Below are 15,665 nucleotides of genomic sequence, written 5' to 3'. Positions count from 1 at the left end.
CCGACCGCCGACCGCCTACCGCCGACCGACCGACCGACCGACCGACCGACCCCGTCTCCCTGGAAAAGAAAAAGGCGCCCGAAGGCGCCTTCAATATGCTGCGGCTTGTCAGGCAAGCTGGTTAGAACTTGTGACGGATACCGACGCGTGCCGCGACCTGGTTGCTGGTGCTCGACCCGGCCAGGCCGTTGATCGCTGCCGTTGCCTTCAGGACGTTGCCGTTCGAATCGAGCACGTTGCCCGATGCGTGCTGGTACACGCCGATCGCGTAGACGTCGGTGCGCTTCGACAGGAAGTAGTCGACGCCCAGCGAGCCCTGGTGGTACTTGGCTGCCGAATTGCCGTCGATCTTGCTGCCTTGCGTGTAGTCGTACGCGGCGCCGAGGATCAACGCCGGGGTCAACTGGTACTTGAAGTTGATTTCGCCGTTGTTGAACGTCGCGGTCTGGTTCACGAACGGGCCTGCCGAGAAGCCCTTGAACTTCGTGTTCGAGTACGTCGCGCCGATCGTCGCTGCGCCGAACGTGTACGCGCCGCCTGCACCGATGACCTGGTACGTGTTCGCGTTGTTCGCGTACGCGCCGTAGACCGGCGACGTGACAGCCGTCGTTGCAGCCGTCGAACCGTTGTTGAACATGCCGCCGAAGTTGCCCGGCGTACGTGCGTTCAAGTAACCGACACCGAGGACCAACGGGCCGTTGTTGTAGCCTGCGCCGAGCGACCAGACCTGGTTCTTCGAGAACTGGCCAGCCTGGCCGCCGAAGCTGTACAGGCCGCCGAACGTGAAGCCGCCGTAGCTCTGGCTCGTGAACTTGACCGCGTTGTTCACGCGATACGCGTTGTTGAAGTTGTCGAGGTCGCCCGGGTGAGCGGCGATGTAGCCGCCCCACTGGTCGCCTGCCTCGAGCGGGCCGACGAAGTCGACGACGGAGTCGTACTGACGACCCAGCGTGACCGTACCGTACTGGCTCGACAGGCCGACGTAAGCCTGACGACCGAACATCAGGCTGCCCTGACCGAGCTTGCCGCTGTTCACGTCGAAACCGTTTTCGAGGGTGAAGACCGCCTTCAGGCCGCCACCGAGATCCTCGGTGCCGCGCAGGCCGAAGCGGCTGCCTTGCATCACGCCGCTGGCCATGCTGTACAGGTGCTTGCCGCCTGCGTTGTTGTTGAAGAGCAGGCCTTCATCGATGATGCCGTAAAGCGTCACGCTGCTTTGCGCGTGGGCCGCGCCAGCGAACGCACCCAGCGCGACGAGCGCGAGAAGCGACTTTTTCATTAACGGATCTCCAAGAATCACTGAATTTTTTTGGCGGGGCGGATAGTTATGTTCTGTTGACGGGCCCCATCAACTTCGCAAGAAGTCGCACGTAATGTAGCAAAGCCGTTTTTTGCCACAAAGCGAAATACTGCAGCTCAACGCCGCCATGTTTCCTTTATGCAACAATGGTTAAAATCACGGGTTAACCGCAATTTCCGCTGAATAATCAAGTCGGTTACGCGGCGGACCCATGCCCTTGCCGCGCGCAGCGGTACCTGCAGCCAGGAGAACAGGATGGTGTTGGATGAACTGATCAGCGAATTCGATCGCGGCCTGCGATCGCTGACCGGCATTAGCCGGATGAGCCGGCCGGTGCCCGTGCCGGCCGATACGCCCGACGTCGAACTGACGCCCGCCGAGCGCAAGCACGCGGCCGGGCTGATGCGCGTGAATCACGTCGGAGAGGTCTGCGCGCAGGCGCTCTACCAGGCGCAGAAGCTCACCGCGCGCACGGCGTCGGCGAAGGCGATGTTCGAGGAGGCCGCGCGCGAGGAGGAGGATCACCTCGCGTGGACCGCGCACCGCCTGAAGGAACTCGATTCGCGCCCAAGCCTGCTGAACCCGCTTTGGTATGCCGGCGCACTCGCGATCGGCGTGGCGGCCGGCACGCTCGGTGACAAGGTCAGCCTCGGCTTCATGGCCGAGACGGAGCGACAGGTCGAGAGCCACCTCGAAGGCCACATGTCCGAGTTGCCGCCGACCGACACCGCGTCGCGCGCGATCGTCGACCAGATGCGCATCGACGAGGTAAAGCACGGCAAGGCCGCGACCGACGCCGGGGGAATCGAGCTGCCGCTGCCTGCGCGGATGCTGATGCGCGCCGCGTCGAAAGTCATGACGAGCACTGCGTACCATCTCTGAGATTTGGGCCGGGGCGGCGTGGGACGCCGCCCCGGTTCACCGCCCCCGATACCGCCCGCTCACTCCTCGTTTTCCCGCCCCCGAAAGCCCCGTCCGCACGCCCGTCTGGCCCATCTTTCTCACGTATCACCTTCACAAGTTGCACTAGCTCTTTCATTTATAACGGTTTTTGGAATGAGGGGCCGCATGAGCATGTGCGCGTAAGTCCTTGTTCTAACTAACAAAATTCGTCAAAAAAGCGGGCCGCTCCCTTGACCGTGCCACACCCTTCCTCTAAAGTGGGAGACAGTGTGAGAAAGTGTATTTTTGTGTGATTTAGCAGGCTGTTCCGGCTAAATTCTCAGCATTGAGCGGGTGCTTCGGTGCCCTGAACGGGAGAGCGGAAAGTGTTCCAAGGGGCGTCGGCGCTGACGCTCGATGCGAAAGGCCGGATGTCGGTGCCGGCTCGCTATCGCGAAGCGCTGCAAGGACAGGCAGAAGGACGGGTGACTGTGACCAAGCACCCGGACGGCTGCCTGTTGCTGTTTCCGCGCCCCGAATGGGAAGTGTTCCGCGCCAAGATCGCCGCGCTGCCGATGGACGCGCACTGGTGGCGGCGAATTTTTCTCGGCAATGCGATGGACGTCGATCTCGACAGCGCGGGCCGGATTCTTGTATCGCCCGAGCTGCGCATGGCAGCCGGACTGGAAAAGGAAGTCATGTTGTTGGGAATGGGTAGTCACTTCGAGCTGTGGGATTCGCAGACCTACAACGCGAAGGAGCAGGCAGCGATGGCGCAGGGCATGCCCGACGCGCTGAAGAATTTCACGTTCTGATTGCGGTGACGGAGACGCCCGCGATGGGAAATGAATTGCGGCATCGGACGGTGCTGTTGGATGAGGCGGTCGAGTCGCTCGTGACGCGGCCGGACGGCGTGTATGTCGACGGCACGTTCGGGCGCGGCGGCCATAGCCGCGCGGTGCTCGCGCGGCTGGCGGCGGCCGGGCGGCTGATCGCGTTCGACAAGGATCCGAGGGCGATCGAGACGGCGCAGGGCATCGAGGATGCGCGCTTCTCGATCGTGCATGACAGCTTTGCATCGATGCGCGACGCGCTTGCGGCGCGCGGCGTCGAGAAGGTGTCGGGGGTGTTGCTGGACCTGGGCGTGTCCTCGCCGCAGGTGGACGATCCGGCGCGCGGCTTCAGCTTCCGCGCCGATGGTCCGCTGGACATGCGAATGGATCCGACGCGTGGCGAGTCGGCGGCCGAATGGCTCGCGCGGGCTTCGGTGCAGGAATTGACGGAGGTGATACGGGATTATGGGGAAGAACGGTTTGCTTTTCAGATTGCAAAGGCGCTTGTTGCTCGCCGGGCAGAGTCCGACCGTCTTGGGCCTCTCGACACCACGGGCGAGCTTGCCCAAATCGTGGGTCACGTCGTCAAAACCCGTGAGAAGGGCAAGGATCCGGCAACCCGCACCTTTCAGGCTATACGGATTCACGTCAATCAAGAGCTTGCGGACCTGCAAGTCGTACTAGACGCGGCACTGTCGTTGCTGGAGCAAGGGGGGCGGCTGGTGGTCATCAGCTTTCATTCACTCGAGGACCGGATCGTCAAGCGATTCATGCAGGCGCACGCGAGTGCGCCTGCGGTCGATCGTCGTCTGCCGATCCGCGCCGTCGACCTCCCGAGCCCGCCGCTCAAGATCATCAGCCGCCAGTTTCCGAGCGAAGCGGAAGTCGCCGCGAATCCGCGCGCCCGCTCGGCCGTGATGCGCATCGCGGAGCGCGTCACGCCATGAGCCGCCTCAACATCTTCCTGCTGATCATCGTGATGGGTTGCGCGCTGTCGGTCGTCAACTCGACGAACCAGCAACGCCAGATATTCATCCAGCTGCAGCGCGCGCAGTCGCAGGAGCGTCAACTCCAGCAGGACTATGCGCAGCTTCAATATCAGCAGAGCGCGCTGTCGAAGACGTCCCGCATCGAGCAGCTCGCGAACGATTCGCTGAAAATGCAGCCGATCTCGACCGGCCGCACGCAATACCTGACGCTGCCGCCGGGCGCCGCGAAGGCGATCGACGCGCCGATCCCTGCTTCGGCCGATACCGCCGGCAAGGGCAAGGGAGGCGCGCGATGAAACCGTCCCCGAAGCGCCAGAACGTGAAATTCTCGTCGAGCCCCGTGCTGGGCGTGCATCTGCCGATGTGGCGCTCGAAGCTCGTCGTGTTCATGCTGTTCATGGCGTTCGTCGCGCTGGCCGCGCGGGCATTCTGGATCCAGGGGCCCGGCAACGCGTTCTACCAGAAGCAGGGCGAAAGCCGCTACCAGCGCACGCTGGAGCTGCCGGCCACGCGCGGCAAGATTCTCGACCGTAACGGGCTCGTGCTCGCGACGAGCTTGCCGGTGCGCGCGATCTGGGCGATTCCCGACGCGGTGCCGGACGATCTCGACGCCGACAAGATCAACCAGCTCGGCAAGCTCCTCGGCATGACGCCGAAGGAACTGCGCGTGAAGCTGTCGGAAGACAAGGGTTTCGTCTACGTGAAGCGTCAGGTGCCGATCGACGTCGCCGACAAGGTCGCCGCGCTCGACATTCCCGGCATCTATCAGCGCAACGAATACAAGCGCTTCTATCCGGAAGGCGAGATCACCGCTCACCTGATCGGCTTCACGAACGTCGAGGACGAAGGGCAGGAAGGCGTCGAACTGGGCGACCAGAAGATGCTGTCCGGCACGTCGGGCATGCGCCGCGTGATCAAGGACCGGATGGGGCACATCATCGAGGACGTCGCCGAGCAGATTCCGCCGCACAACGGCACCGACGTCGACCTGTCGATCGACAGCAAGATCCAGTACATCGCGTACGCGAACCTGAAGGCCGCCGTCGAGAAGTTCAAGGCGAAGGCCGGCGCGGCGATGGTCGTCGACGTGCGTACCGGCGAAGTGCTCGCGCTCGTCAACTACCCGACGTACAACCCGAACGACCGCTCGCGCATGACCGGCGAGCAGTTGCGCAACCGGATCATGACCGACGTGTTCGAGCCGGGCTCGATCATGAAGCCGTTCACCGTGTCGCTCGCGCTCGATCTGCACCGCGTGACGCCGAACACGCTCGTCGAGACGGGCAACGGGCACTTCGTGCTCGACGGCGCGCCGATCACCGACGACGCGGGTTTCGGCACGCTGACGGTCGGCGGCGTGATCCAGAAGTCGAGCAACATCGGCGCGACGAAGATCGCGATGACGATGCGGCCCGAGGAAATGTGGAATATGTATACGAGCATCGGCCTCGGCCAGGCGCCGAAGGTCGGGTTCCCGGGCGCGGTGGCCGGCCGGCTGCGTCCGTGGAAGAGCTGGCGCCGCATCGAGCAGGCGACGATGTCGTACGGCTACGGCCTGTCGGTGTCGCTGTTCCAGCTCGCACGGGCGTACACGGCGATCGCGCACGACGGCGAACTGATGCCCGTGACCATTTTCAAGACCGACCCCAATCAGCCGATCGCGGGCACGCAAGTGTTCAACCCGACCACCGCGCGCGAAGTGCGTGCGATGCTCGAGACGGTGGTCGCGCCGGGCGGCACGTCGCCGGATGCGGCCGTGCCGGGCTACCGCGTCGGCGGCAAGAGCGGTACCGCGTACAAGCACGAAGGTCACGGCTACACGCGCAAGTACCGCGCGTCGTTCGTCGGGATGGCGCCGATGCCGAATCCGCGCATCGTCGTCGCGGTGTCGGTCGACGAGCCGACCGCCGGCAGCCACTTCGGCGGCCAGGTGTCCGGCCCCGTATTCTCGGCGATCGCCGGCGACACGATGCGTGCGCTGAACGTCCCGCCGAACATGCCGATCAAGCAGCTCGTCGTGTCCGACGATTCGCCGGAATCGGCTGCCGCAAAGGGCCCGCAAAAGCTGGCCGCGGGGAGCGGCGCGAAGCATATGATCGTGTCCAGCACGACGCGTAATTCACCAGGAGTTGTTCGATGAGCGCCGCCCGCAGTTCCCATCCGGCGCATCAGCAGATCGCAGCCGCGCTCGCGTGGCTGCGCCAGCATGTGGCCCCCGCGGCGCAACTGCATGCCGACACGCGCAGCCTCAAGGCCGGCGACGTGTTCGTCGCGTATGCGGTCGACGGGGCGGATAACCGTGCTTTCATGGCCGACGCCGTCGCGCGCGGTGCGGCCGCCGTGCTGTATCAGCCGGAAGGGCTGACCGACGCACCGGCCGCGCCGGCCGTGCCCGTCGCGCTCGCGGTGCCGGCGCTCGACCAGCTCGCCGGCGAGATCGCCAGCGGCTGGTGCGGCGATCCGAGCGACAGCCTGCTCGCGATCGGTGTCACGGGCACGAACGGCAAGACGTCGTGCACGCAGTGGATCGCCACCGCGCTGACGGCGCTGCACCAACCGTGCGCGGTGATCGGCACGCTCGGCAGCGGGATGCCCGGCCAGCTCGTGCCGACCGGCTTCACGACGCCCGACGCGCCGCAACTTCAGCGCAGCCTCGCGCAATTGCGCGACGCGGGCGCGCAGGCCGTGGCGATGGAAGTGTCGTCGCACGCGCTGCACCAGGGGCGCGTGAACGGGACGGCGTTCGACATCGCGGTGTTTACGAATCTCACGCAGGATCACCTCGACTATCACGGCACGTTCGATGCGTACGAGGCCGCGAAGGCGAAGCTGTTCGCGTGGCGCGGCCTGCGCGCGGCGGTGATCAACCGCGACGACGCAGCAGGCCGCCGTCTGCTGGAGAAGCTGGCCGGCCGCGTGCGCACGATCGCGTACGGGATCGGCGACGCACCGGCGCCCGACGCCGATCGCGAGCTGGTCGCGCTCGACGTGCGCGCGACCGCGACGGCTACCGCATTCCGTCTGCGTTCGTCGTGGGGCGACGCGGATGTCGAGGTCGGCACGCTCGGCACGTTCAACGTCAGCAACCTGCTCGCCGTGCTCGGCTCGCTGCTCGCGGCCGACGTGCCGTTTGCGGCGGCCCTCGCCGAGATCGAGCGGCTCGAGTCGGTCAACGGCCGGATGCAGCGGCTCGGCGGCAGGCTACAGAACGACGAGCCGCTCGTCGTGATCGACTACGCGCATACGCCCGACGCGCTCGAAAAGACGCTCGACGCGCTGCGCCCGATCGCCGCGGCGCGCGGCGGCCGGCTCGTCTGCATGTTCGGCTGCGGCGGCGATCGCGATGCGACGAAGCGTCCGCTGATGGGCGCGATCGCGGAGCGGCTCGCCGACGAAGTCGTCGTCACGAGCGACAACCCGCGCAGCGAGGATCCGCAGCACATCATCGACCAGATCGTCGCGGGCATGACCGCATCCGATCGCGCACGTCGTATCGAGGATCGCGCGAGCGCGATCCTGCAGGCGGTGCGCGGCGCCGCGCGCGAGGACGTCGTCGTGCTGGCCGGCAAGGGCCACGAGGCCACGCAGGAAATCATGGGCAAGAAGCGGGCGTTCTCCGACCAGGATCACGCGCGGCTCGCGCTCGCAGCGCGCGCGACGCACGGCAAGGGAGGCGCGGAATGACGATGCTCAGTCTCGGCGAAGCCGCCCGCCTGATTCCCGGGGCCACCGTCCGCGGCGACGCGGGCATCACCTTCGACCGCGTGTCGACCGACAGCCGCACGGCCGGCCCGGGCGACCTGTTCGTCGCGCTGAAGGGCGAGCGCTTCGACGCGCACGACTTCCTCGGCGACGTCGCCGCGCGCGGGGCTGCCGCGGCGCTCGTCGCGCATGCGCCGGCAGGCGTCGCGATGCCGATGATCGAAGGCGGCGAAACGCGCGCCGCGCTCGGCGCGCTCGCGCACGGCTGGCGGATGCGATTCCCGCTGCCGCTCGTCGCGGTGACGGGCAGCAACGGCAAGACGACCGTCAAGGAAATGATCGCGTCCATCTTCGCGGCGGCGGTCGGTGCCGACGCGCGGCTCGCGACGGCCGGTAACCTGAACAACGATGTCGGCCTGCCGCTGACGCTGCTGCGCCTGTCGGCCGCGCATCGTCTGGCGGTGATCGAGATCGGCATGAACCACCCGGGCGAAACCGAAGTCCTCGCGCGCCTCACCGCGCCGACGGTCGCGCTCGTCAACAACGCGCAGCGCGAGCACCAGGAATTCATGGCGACGGTCGAGGCCGTCGCGCTCGAACACGCGGCGGTGATCCACGCGCTGCCGCCGGACGGCGTCGCGGTGTTCCCGGCCGACGACGCGTACGCGGGCATCTGGCGGGTCGCGTCGACCGGCAACCGGATCCTCGATTTCGCGCTGCACGACGCCGAACGTCAGAACGACGCGCAGGTCGTCGGGCGCGTGCACGGCGGCGAACTCGCGATCGACACGCCGGTCGGCGCCGTCACGGTGCGGCTGCGTGCACTCGGCGAGCACAACGCGCGTAACGCGCTGGCCGCGACGGCTGCGGCGCTCGGCGCCGGCGTCGCGCTGTCCGCGATCCGGCAGGGTCTCGAATCGTTCGAGCCGGTCAAGGGCCGGTTGCAGGTGAAGCAGGCGAGCGTCGGCAGCCTCGCGGGCGCGACGGTCGTCGACGATACGTACAACGCGAACCCCGATTCGATGCGTGCCGCGATCGACGTGCTCGCCGCGCATCCGGCGCCGCGCGTGCTGGTGATCGGCGACATGGGCGAAGTGGGCGACGAAGGGCCGGCCTTCCACCGCGAAATCGGTGCGTACGCGCGCGAACGCGGAATCGACGCGCTGTTCGCGCTCGGCGACGCGTCGCGCGACGCGTGCACCGCATACGGCGACACGGCGCGCCATTTCGACGACGTCGGCGCGCTCGTGTCGGCGCTGCTCGCGGCCGGTTACGGCGCGCAGGCGACGGTGCTCGTGAAGGGCTCGCGGTACATGAAGATGGAGCGCGTGATCGACGCGCTGACGAACCAACCCGCGGCGGGCACCGTGCCCGCCGCACACTGAGTAGAAGGAAGGAAGCATGCTGCTGGCGCTGGCGCAATGGCTGCAAGGTGACGCAAGCTTTTTGCGCTTGTTCACGTACCTCACGTTCCGTGCGGTGATGGCCACCATCACCGCGCTCGGGATCGGGCTCGTGTGCGGACCGTGGGTGATCCGCAAGCTGACGCAAATGAAGGTCGGGCAGGCCGTGCGCAAGGACGGCCCGCAGACCCACCTCGTCAAGTCCGGCACGCCGACGATGGGCGGCGTGCTGATCCTGATCGGCATCGCGGTCGCGACGCTGCTGTGGGGCGACCTGACGAACCGTTTCATCTGGATCGTGATGCTCGTCACGTTCGGTTTCGGCGTGATCGGCTGGGTCGACGATTACCGCAAGGTCGTCCACAAGGACCCGCGCGGGATGTCGTCGCGCGAGAAGTATTTCTGGCAGTCGGTGATCGGGCTGTTCGCGGCCGTCTATCTCGCGTTCAGCGTGTCCGAGGCGAACAACGTGCGCGTGTTCGACCTGTTCATGGCGTGGGTGAGGAGCGGCCTGTCGATGGGGCTGCCGGCGCGCGCCGACCTGATGCTGCCGTTCCTGAAGTCGATCAGCTACCCGCTCGGCGTCTGGGGCTTCATCGTGCTGACCTACTTCGTGATCGTCGGGGCGAGCAACGCGGTGAACCTGACCGACGGCCTCGACGGCCTCGTGATCATGCCGGTCGTGCTGGTCGGCGCGTCGCTCGGTGTGTTCGCGTACGTGATGGGCAGCGCGGTCTATTCGAAATATCTGCTGTTCCCGCACATCCCGGGCGCCGGCGAGCTGCTGATCTTCTGTTCCGCGATGGGCGGGGCAGGGCTCGCGTTCCTCTGGTACAACACGCACCCCGCGCAGGTATTCATGGGCGACGTCGGCGCGCTGGCGCTCGGCGGCGCGCTCGGCACGGTCGCGGTGATCGTGCGCCAGGAAATCGTGCTGTTCATCATGGGCGGCATCTTCGTCGCGGAAACGCTGTCGGTGATGCTGCAGGTTTCGTGGTTCAAGTACACGAAAAAGCGTTACGGCGAAGGGCGGCGGCTGCTGAAGATGGCGCCGCTGCATCACCATTTCGAATTGTCCGGCTGGAAGGAAACGCAGGTGGTGGTGCGTTTCTGGATCATCACGCTGATGCTGTGCCTGTTCGGTCTGACCACCCTCAAGCTGCGGTAAAGGAAAGGTAACAAGGATGTCTGGCGAGATGTTTGGAGATCGGCAACGGCCGATGGTGCTCGTACTGGGGCTCGGGGAATCGGGTCTCGCGATCGCGCGATGGTGCGCGAGGCACGGGTGCCGGCTGCGCATTGCCGATACCCGCGAGGCGCCGCCGAACCTTGCCGCGCTGCAGGCCGAAGGCATCGACGCGGAATTCGTCGGCGGCGCGTTCACGCCCGCGCTGCTCGACGGCGGCATCGAGATCGTCGGGCTGAGCCCCGGGCTGTCGCCGCTGGAGCCGGCACTCGCGGCGCTGGTCGCGGCCGCGAACGAGCGCGGCGTCGCGGTGTGGGGCGAGCTGGAATTCTTCGCGCAGGCGCTGCGCGCGCTCGGCACGAGCGGCTACCAGCCGAAGGTGCTCGCGATTACCGGCACCAACGGCAAGACCACGACGACGAGCCTCGCGGGCCTGCTGTGCCAGCGCTCGGGCAAGAAGGTCGCCGTCGCGGGCAACATCAGCCCGGCGATGCTCGACCGGCTCGCGAGCGCGATCGACGAAACCGCGCTGCCCGACGTATGGGTGCTCGAACTGTCGAGCTTCCAGCTCGAGACCGCGCGCACGTTTGCGCCCGATGCCGCGGCGATCCTCAACATCACGCAGGACCACCTCGACTGGCACGGCAGCTTCGACGCATACGCGCAGGCAAAGGGCCGGATCTTCGGCGCGACGACGACGCGCGTGCTGAACCGCGACGACGCGGCCGTGATGAAGTTCGCGCCGGCAGCCGGCGCGGCCGACGCGCCGCGCACGGTCACGTTCGGCCTAAACGAACCGACGCAGGACGGCGACTACGGGCTGTCGCGCGACAACGGTATCGCATGGCTGGTGGAAGCCGTCGATCGCGACGCGCCGGATGAAGCGATGCCGACTCGCCGGCGTAAGCGCGACGCCGCGCATACGCCCGATATCGCGCAGAAGCGCCTGATGCCGGCCGACGCGCTGCGCATCCGCGGGCTGCACAACGCGGCGAACGCGCTGGCCGCGTTCGCGCTCGCGCGTGCGATCGACTTGGCCGCAGCGCCGCTGCTGCACGCGCTGCGCGAATACCGCGGCGAAGCGCATCGCGTCGAAGTGATCGCGACGATCGACGACGTGGATTACGTCGACGACAGCAAGGGCACGAACGTCGGCGCGACGGTGGCCGCGCTCGACGGGCTCGCTCAGAAGATCGTGCTGATCGCCGGCGGCGACGGCAAGGGGCAGGATTTCGCGCCGCTGGTCGCGCCGGTCGCGCGCTGGTGCCGCGCGGTGATGCTGATCGGCCGCGACGCGCCGGCGATCCGCGACACGCTCGCCGAAACGGGCGTGCCGCTCGCCGACCACGCGACGCTCGAAAGCGCGGTGCACGCGGCGGCCGAGCTGGCCGAGCCGGGCGATGCGGTGCTGCTGTCGCCCGCGTGCGCGAGCCTCGACATGTTCCGGAACTACGCCCATCGCGCGGATGTGTTCCGCGCGGCGGTCGACGAAATCGCCATCGACAAAGGAGCGACGCCATGAGCTGGTCCGATCGCCTCGTCTCCCGTTTCAACGACCGGCGCGATGCCGGCGGCAACGCCGCGGGCGGCCGCGTCGCTTCGGCCACGCGCGCCGCGACGGGCGGCCTCGCGAGCGTCGTCAACGGCGTGCGCCCGAGCCGTTCGCGGATGCTCGATTTCGACTATTCGCTGCTGTGGGTCGCGATCGCGCTGCTCGGGCTCGGCGTCGTGATGGTGTATTCGGCGTCGATCGCGATGCCCGATTCGCCGAAATACGCGTCGTATCACGATTACGCGTTCCTGATGCGCCACTGCGTGTCGCTCGCCGTCGCATTCGTCGCGGCGGTGATCGCGTTCCGCGTGCCCGTGTCGACCTGGGACAAATACGCGCCGCATCTTTTCCTGATCGCGCTGGTCGGCCTCGTGATCGTGCTGATCCCGCACGTCGGCAAGGGCGTGAACGGTGCGCGCCGCTGGATTCCGCTCGGCATCACGAACATGCAGCCGTCGGAAATCATGAAGCTCGCGGTGACGATCTACGCCGCGAACTACACGGTGCGCAAGCAGGAATACATGCAGAGCTTCGCGAAGGGCTTCCTGCCGATGGCGTTCGCGGTCGGCCTGGTCGGCGCGTTGCTGCTGCTCGAGCCCGACATGGGCGCGTTCATGGTGGTCGCCGCGATCGCGATGGGCGTGCTGTTCCTCGGCGGCGTGAACGGCAAGCTGTTCGGCGGCCTCGTCGCGACGGCGGTCGGCACCTTCACGATGCTCGTGTGGCTGTCGCCGTGGCGTCGCGAGCGGATCTTCGCGTATCTCGATCCGTGGGACGAGCGCTACGCGCAGGGCAAGGCTTACCAGCTCACGCACTCGCTGATCGCGTTCGGCCGCGGCGAGTGGTTCGGCGTCGGCCTCGGCGGCAGCGTCGAGAAGCTGAACTACCTGCCGGAAGCGCATACCGACTTCATCCTCGCGGTGATCGGCGAGGAACTCGGCTTCGTCGGCGTGCTGGTCGTGATCCTGCTGTTCTACTGGATCGTGCGCCGCGCGTTCGAGATCGGCCGCCAGGCGCTCGCGCTCGATCGCACGTTCGCGGGCCTGATGGCGAAGGGCATCGGCATCTGGTTCGGCGCGCAGACGTTCATCAACATGGGCGTGAACCTCGGGCTGCTGCCGACCAAGGGCTTGACGCTGCCGCTCGTGAGCTACGGCGGCTCCGGCATCCTGCTGAACTGCGTCGCGCTCGCGGTGCTGCTGCGGGTCGATTACGAAAACCGGGTGCTGATGCGCGGAGGGAAGGTATGACCGCGTCGCAACGCACGCTGATGGTGATGGCAGGCGGCACCGGGGGCCACGTGTTCCCCGGGCTCGCGGTCGCGCACCGGATGGAAGCGGCGGGCTGGCGTGTCGTATGGCTCGGCAATCCGGCCGGGATGGAAGCGACGCTCGTGCCGAAGCACGGCATTCCGATGGAGTACGTGCGGTTCGGCGGCCTGCGCGGCAAGGGCCTGAAGACCAAGCTGACGCTGCCGGTCAACCTGCTGCGTGCATGCTGGCAGAGCCTCGGCGCGCTGCGCCGCGTGCGACCGGACGTCGTGCTCGGGATGGGTGGCTACATCACGTTCCCGGCGGGCGTGATGACCGCGTTGTCGGGGCGCCCGCTCGTGCTGCATGAACAGAATTCGATCGCGGGCCTGACGAACAAGGTGCTCGCGAAACTCGCGAAGCGCGTGCTCGTCGCGTTCCCCGGCGCGCTGCCGCATGCGGAATGGACGGGTAACCCGATTCGCGCGGAACTTGCGCACACCGAACCGCCCCAAGCACGCTATGCGTCGCGCAGCGGCGCGCTGAACGTACTGGTCGTCGGCGGCAGCCTCGGGGCGGCCGCGCTGAACGAAGTCGTGCCGCGCGCGCTGGCGCTGCTGACGCCGGGCGAGCGCCCGCGCGTCGTGCACCAGGCCGGCGTGAAGCACATCGAGGCACTGAAGGCGAATTACGAAGCGGCCGGTTTCGCGGCCGGCGAAGACGTGCGGCTCGTGCCGTTCATCGACGACATGGCGGCCGCGTATGCGGCGGCGGATCTGGTGATCTGCCGGTCGGGCGCGATGACGGTGTCGGAGATCGCGGCGGTGGGCGTGGCGGCGCTGTTCGTGCCGTTCCCGTACGCGGTCGACGATCACCAGACGACCAACGCCGCGTTCCTCGCCGATGCGGGCGCGGCCGTGCTGGTGCAACAACGCGACCTGTCGGCGGAACTGCTCGCCGACTGGCTGCGCGGCCAGTCGCGGGCATCGCTCGCGGCCATGGCGGAACGTTCGCGCTCGCTCGCGAAGCCCGAGGCCACCGACGAAGTCGCGCGCGTCTGCGCGAAGGCGGCCGGCGCGAACCTGGAACAACTGCAATGAAACACATCGTCAAACACATTCATTTCGTCGGGATCGGCGGCGCGGGCATGAGCGGCATCGCCGAAGTGCTCGTCAACCTCGGCTACACGGTCAGCGGCTCGGACCTGTCGCGCAATGCGGTGACCGATCGCCTCGCGGCGCTGGGTGCGCGGATCGCGATCGGCCACGACGCGGCGAACATCGAGGGCGCGAACGCGGTCGTCGTGTCGACGGCCGTGCGTTCGGACAACCCGGAAGTGCTGGCCGCGCGTCACGGCGGCGTGCCGATCGTGCAGCGCGCGGTGATGCTGGCGGAACTGATGCGGCTGAAGCAGGGCATCGCGATCGCCGGCACGCACGGCAAGACCACGACGACGAGCCTCGTCGCGAGCGTGCTCGCGGCGGGCGGCCTGGACCCGACCTTCGTGATCGGCGGCCGGCTGATCAGCGCCGGTGCGAACGCACGGCTCGGCACGGGCGATTTCATCGTCGCCGAGGCCGACGAGTCGGATGCGTCGTTCCTGAACCTGTATCCGGTGATCGAAGTCATCACGAACATCGACGCCGACCACATGGACACCTACGGCCACGATTTCGCGCGGCTCAAGCAGGCGTTCATCGAATTCACGCAGCGCCTGCCGTTCTACGGCAGCGCGGTCGTGTGCGTCGACGATCCGAACGTGCGGCAGATCATCCCGTTCATCTCGAAGCCGGTCGTGCGCTACGGCCTGTCGCCGGACGCGCAGGTGCGCGCGGAAGACATCGACGCGCGCGACGGCCGGATGCATTTCACGGTGATCCGCGAAGGGCGTGCGCCGCTCGCGGTCGTGCTGAACATGCCGGGCCTGCACAACGTGCAGAACGCGCTCGCGGCGATCGCGATCGCGACCGACCTCGGCGTGTCGGACGACGCGATCCAGCAGGCGCTGGCGGAATTCAACGGCGTCGGCCGACGCTTCCAGCGTTACGGCGAAGTGCCGAGCGCGGACGGCGGCCAGTACACGCTGATCGACGATTACGGTCATCACCCGGTCGAGATGGCGGCGACGATCGCGGCCGCGCGCGGCGCGTTCCCGGGCCGCCGCCTCGTGCTGGCGTTCCAGCCGCACCGCTACACGCGCACGCGCGACTGCTTCGACGATTTCGTCAACGTGCTGTCGACGGTCGATGCGCTGGTGCTGACGGAAGTCTATGCGGCCGGCGAGGCCGCGATCCCGACGGCCAGCGGCGATGCGCTGTCGCGTGCGCTGCGCGCGGCGGGCAAGGTCGACCCGGTGTTCGTCGCGACGGTCGACGACGTGCCGGATGCATTGGCGAAGGTCGCGCAGAGCGGCGACGTGGTGATCACGATGGGCGCGGGTTCGATCGGCGGCGTGCCGGCGAAGCTCGTGCAACACATTCAACAGAAGGCATGACATGAAACTACCCTCACGCTCACTTCGTTCGCTGCCCCCCGCGGGGGCGGTCAGCCTCCTTGGGGCGGCCCGGC

The 15,665-nt window shown here is 67.3% G+C and carries 13 protein-coding genes; 12 read left to right on the top strand and 1 reads right to left on the bottom strand.

The annotated features are described in order from the left end of the window. Positions 1–121 precede the first annotated feature (121 nt). The gene (locus HWX09_RS27260) at positions 122–1,279 is read right to left on the bottom strand and encodes a porin (RefSeq protein ID WP_027783447.1); all 1,158 of its coding nucleotides are present in this window, start codon (positions 1,277–1,279) and stop codon (positions 122–124) included. A gap of 276 nt (positions 1,280–1,555) precedes the next feature. On the opposite strand from HWX09_RS27260, the gene coq7 reads away from it, so the two are divergent. The 12 genes from coq7 to murC all read left to right on the top strand — a co-directional run bounded on the left by coq7 (position 1,556) and on the right by murC (position 15,591). Then, positions 1,556–2,182: a 2-polyprenyl-3-methyl-6-methoxy-1,4-benzoquinone monooxygenase gene (gene coq7 / locus HWX09_RS27255; protein WP_027783448.1), complete on the top strand. Its 627-nt coding sequence runs from the start codon at positions 1,556–1,558 to the stop codon at positions 2,180–2,182. Positions 2,183–2,568: 386 nt separating this feature from the next. Continuing rightward, positions 2,569–2,997: a division/cell wall cluster transcriptional repressor MraZ gene (gene mraZ, locus HWX09_RS27250; RefSeq protein WP_006487094.1), complete on the top strand. Its 429-nt coding sequence runs from the start codon at positions 2,569–2,571 to the stop codon at positions 2,995–2,997. 23 nt (positions 2,998–3,020) lie between these two features. Further along, a complete protein-coding gene (rsmH, locus tag HWX09_RS27245; protein ID WP_027783449.1) occupies positions 3,021–3,962 on the top strand; it encodes a 16S rRNA (cytosine(1402)-N(4))-methyltransferase RsmH in 942 nt (313 codons plus the stop codon). Next, positions 3,959–4,300, top strand: coding sequence for a cell division protein FtsL (ftsL, locus tag HWX09_RS27240; protein ID WP_006487110.1), 342 nt, complete (start codon positions 3,959–3,961; stop codon positions 4,298–4,300). The genes rsmH and ftsL overlap by 4 nt, the downstream gene beginning before the upstream one ends. Next, on the top strand, positions 4,297–6,144 hold the full coding sequence (locus tag HWX09_RS27235) for a penicillin-binding protein 2 (RefSeq protein WP_027783450.1): 1,848 nt from the start codon (positions 4,297–4,299) through the stop codon (positions 6,142–6,144). The genes ftsL and HWX09_RS27235 overlap by 4 nt, the downstream gene beginning before the upstream one ends. Continuing rightward, positions 6,141–7,688, top strand: coding sequence for a UDP-N-acetylmuramoyl-L-alanyl-D-glutamate--2,6-diaminopimelate ligase (locus HWX09_RS27230; RefSeq protein ID WP_027783451.1), 1,548 nt, complete (start codon positions 6,141–6,143; stop codon positions 7,686–7,688). Before HWX09_RS27235 ends, HWX09_RS27230 begins: the two co-directional genes overlap by 4 nt. Then, a complete protein-coding gene (gene murF, locus HWX09_RS27225) occupies positions 7,685–9,091 on the top strand; it encodes a UDP-N-acetylmuramoyl-tripeptide--D-alanyl-D-alanine ligase (protein WP_027783452.1) in 1,407 nt (468 codons plus the stop codon). The genes HWX09_RS27230 and murF overlap by 4 nt, the downstream gene beginning before the upstream one ends. Before the next feature lie 16 nt (positions 9,092–9,107). Then, complete coding sequence (gene mraY / locus HWX09_RS27220) at positions 9,108–10,277, top strand: phospho-N-acetylmuramoyl-pentapeptide-transferase (RefSeq protein ID WP_006477019.1); 1,170 nt, start codon at positions 9,108–9,110, stop codon at positions 10,275–10,277. A 28-nt stretch (positions 10,278–10,305) separates the two neighbouring features. Then, positions 10,306–11,817, top strand: coding sequence for a UDP-N-acetylmuramoyl-L-alanine--D-glutamate ligase (murD, locus tag HWX09_RS27215; RefSeq protein WP_027783453.1), 1,512 nt, complete (start codon positions 10,306–10,308; stop codon positions 11,815–11,817). Continuing rightward, positions 11,814–13,097 (top strand): putative lipid II flippase FtsW, encoded by a 1,284-nt coding sequence (gene ftsW, locus HWX09_RS27210; protein ID WP_027783454.1) that lies wholly within the window; start codon positions 11,814–11,816, stop codon positions 13,095–13,097. Before murD ends, ftsW begins: the two co-directional genes overlap by 4 nt. Next, positions 13,094–14,197: an undecaprenyldiphospho-muramoylpentapeptide beta-N-acetylglucosaminyltransferase gene (gene murG, locus HWX09_RS27205; protein WP_027783455.1), complete on the top strand. Its 1,104-nt coding sequence runs from the start codon at positions 13,094–13,096 to the stop codon at positions 14,195–14,197. Before ftsW ends, murG begins: the two co-directional genes overlap by 4 nt. After that, positions 14,194–15,591: a UDP-N-acetylmuramate--L-alanine ligase gene (gene murC / locus HWX09_RS27200; RefSeq protein WP_027783456.1), complete on the top strand. Its 1,398-nt coding sequence runs from the start codon at positions 14,194–14,196 to the stop codon at positions 15,589–15,591. Before murG ends, murC begins: the two co-directional genes overlap by 4 nt. Positions 15,592–15,665 lie beyond the last annotated feature (74 nt).

The organism is Burkholderia sp. BCC1208, from assembly GCF_902833095.1.
GTDB lineage: Bacteria > Pseudomonadota > Gammaproteobacteria > Burkholderiales > Burkholderiaceae > Burkholderia.
The sequence above is the reverse complement of the archived record's forward strand: the minus strand, read 5'-3'. Positions and strand labels throughout refer to the sequence as shown.

Excerpts from the sequence above, each read along its gene's own strand:
- HWX09_RS27260 (WP_027783447.1), bottom strand. The coding sequence starts at position 1,279 with ATGAAAAAGTCGCTTCTCGCGCTCGTCGCGCTGGGTGCGTTCGCTGGC.
- mraY (WP_006477019.1), top strand. The coding sequence starts at position 9,108 with ATGCTGCTGGCGCTGGCGCAATGGCTGCAAGGTGACGCAAGCTTTTTG.
- HWX09_RS27230 (WP_027783451.1), top strand. The coding sequence starts at position 6,141 with ATGAGCGCCGCCCGCAGTTCCCATCCGGCGCATCAGCAGATCGCAGCC.
- murF (WP_027783452.1), top strand. The coding sequence starts at position 7,685 with ATGACGATGCTCAGTCTCGGCGAAGCCGCCCGCCTGATTCCCGGGGCC.
- coq7 (WP_027783448.1), top strand. The coding sequence starts at position 1,556 with ATGGTGTTGGATGAACTGATCAGCGAATTCGATCGCGGCCTGCGATCG.
- ftsW (WP_027783454.1), top strand. The coding sequence starts at position 11,814 with ATGAGCTGGTCCGATCGCCTCGTCTCCCGTTTCAACGACCGGCGCGAT.
- murD (WP_027783453.1), top strand. The coding sequence starts at position 10,306 with ATGTTTGGAGATCGGCAACGGCCGATGGTGCTCGTACTGGGGCTCGGG.
- murG (WP_027783455.1), top strand. The coding sequence starts at position 13,094 with ATGACCGCGTCGCAACGCACGCTGATGGTGATGGCAGGCGGCACCGGG.
- murC (WP_027783456.1), top strand. The coding sequence starts at position 14,194 with ATGAAACACATCGTCAAACACATTCATTTCGTCGGGATCGGCGGCGCG.
- rsmH (WP_027783449.1), top strand. The coding sequence starts at position 3,021 with ATGGGAAATGAATTGCGGCATCGGACGGTGCTGTTGGATGAGGCGGTC.
- HWX09_RS27235 (WP_027783450.1), top strand. The coding sequence starts at position 4,297 with ATGAAACCGTCCCCGAAGCGCCAGAACGTGAAATTCTCGTCGAGCCCC.
- ftsL (WP_006487110.1), top strand. The coding sequence starts at position 3,959 with ATGAGCCGCCTCAACATCTTCCTGCTGATCATCGTGATGGGTTGCGCG.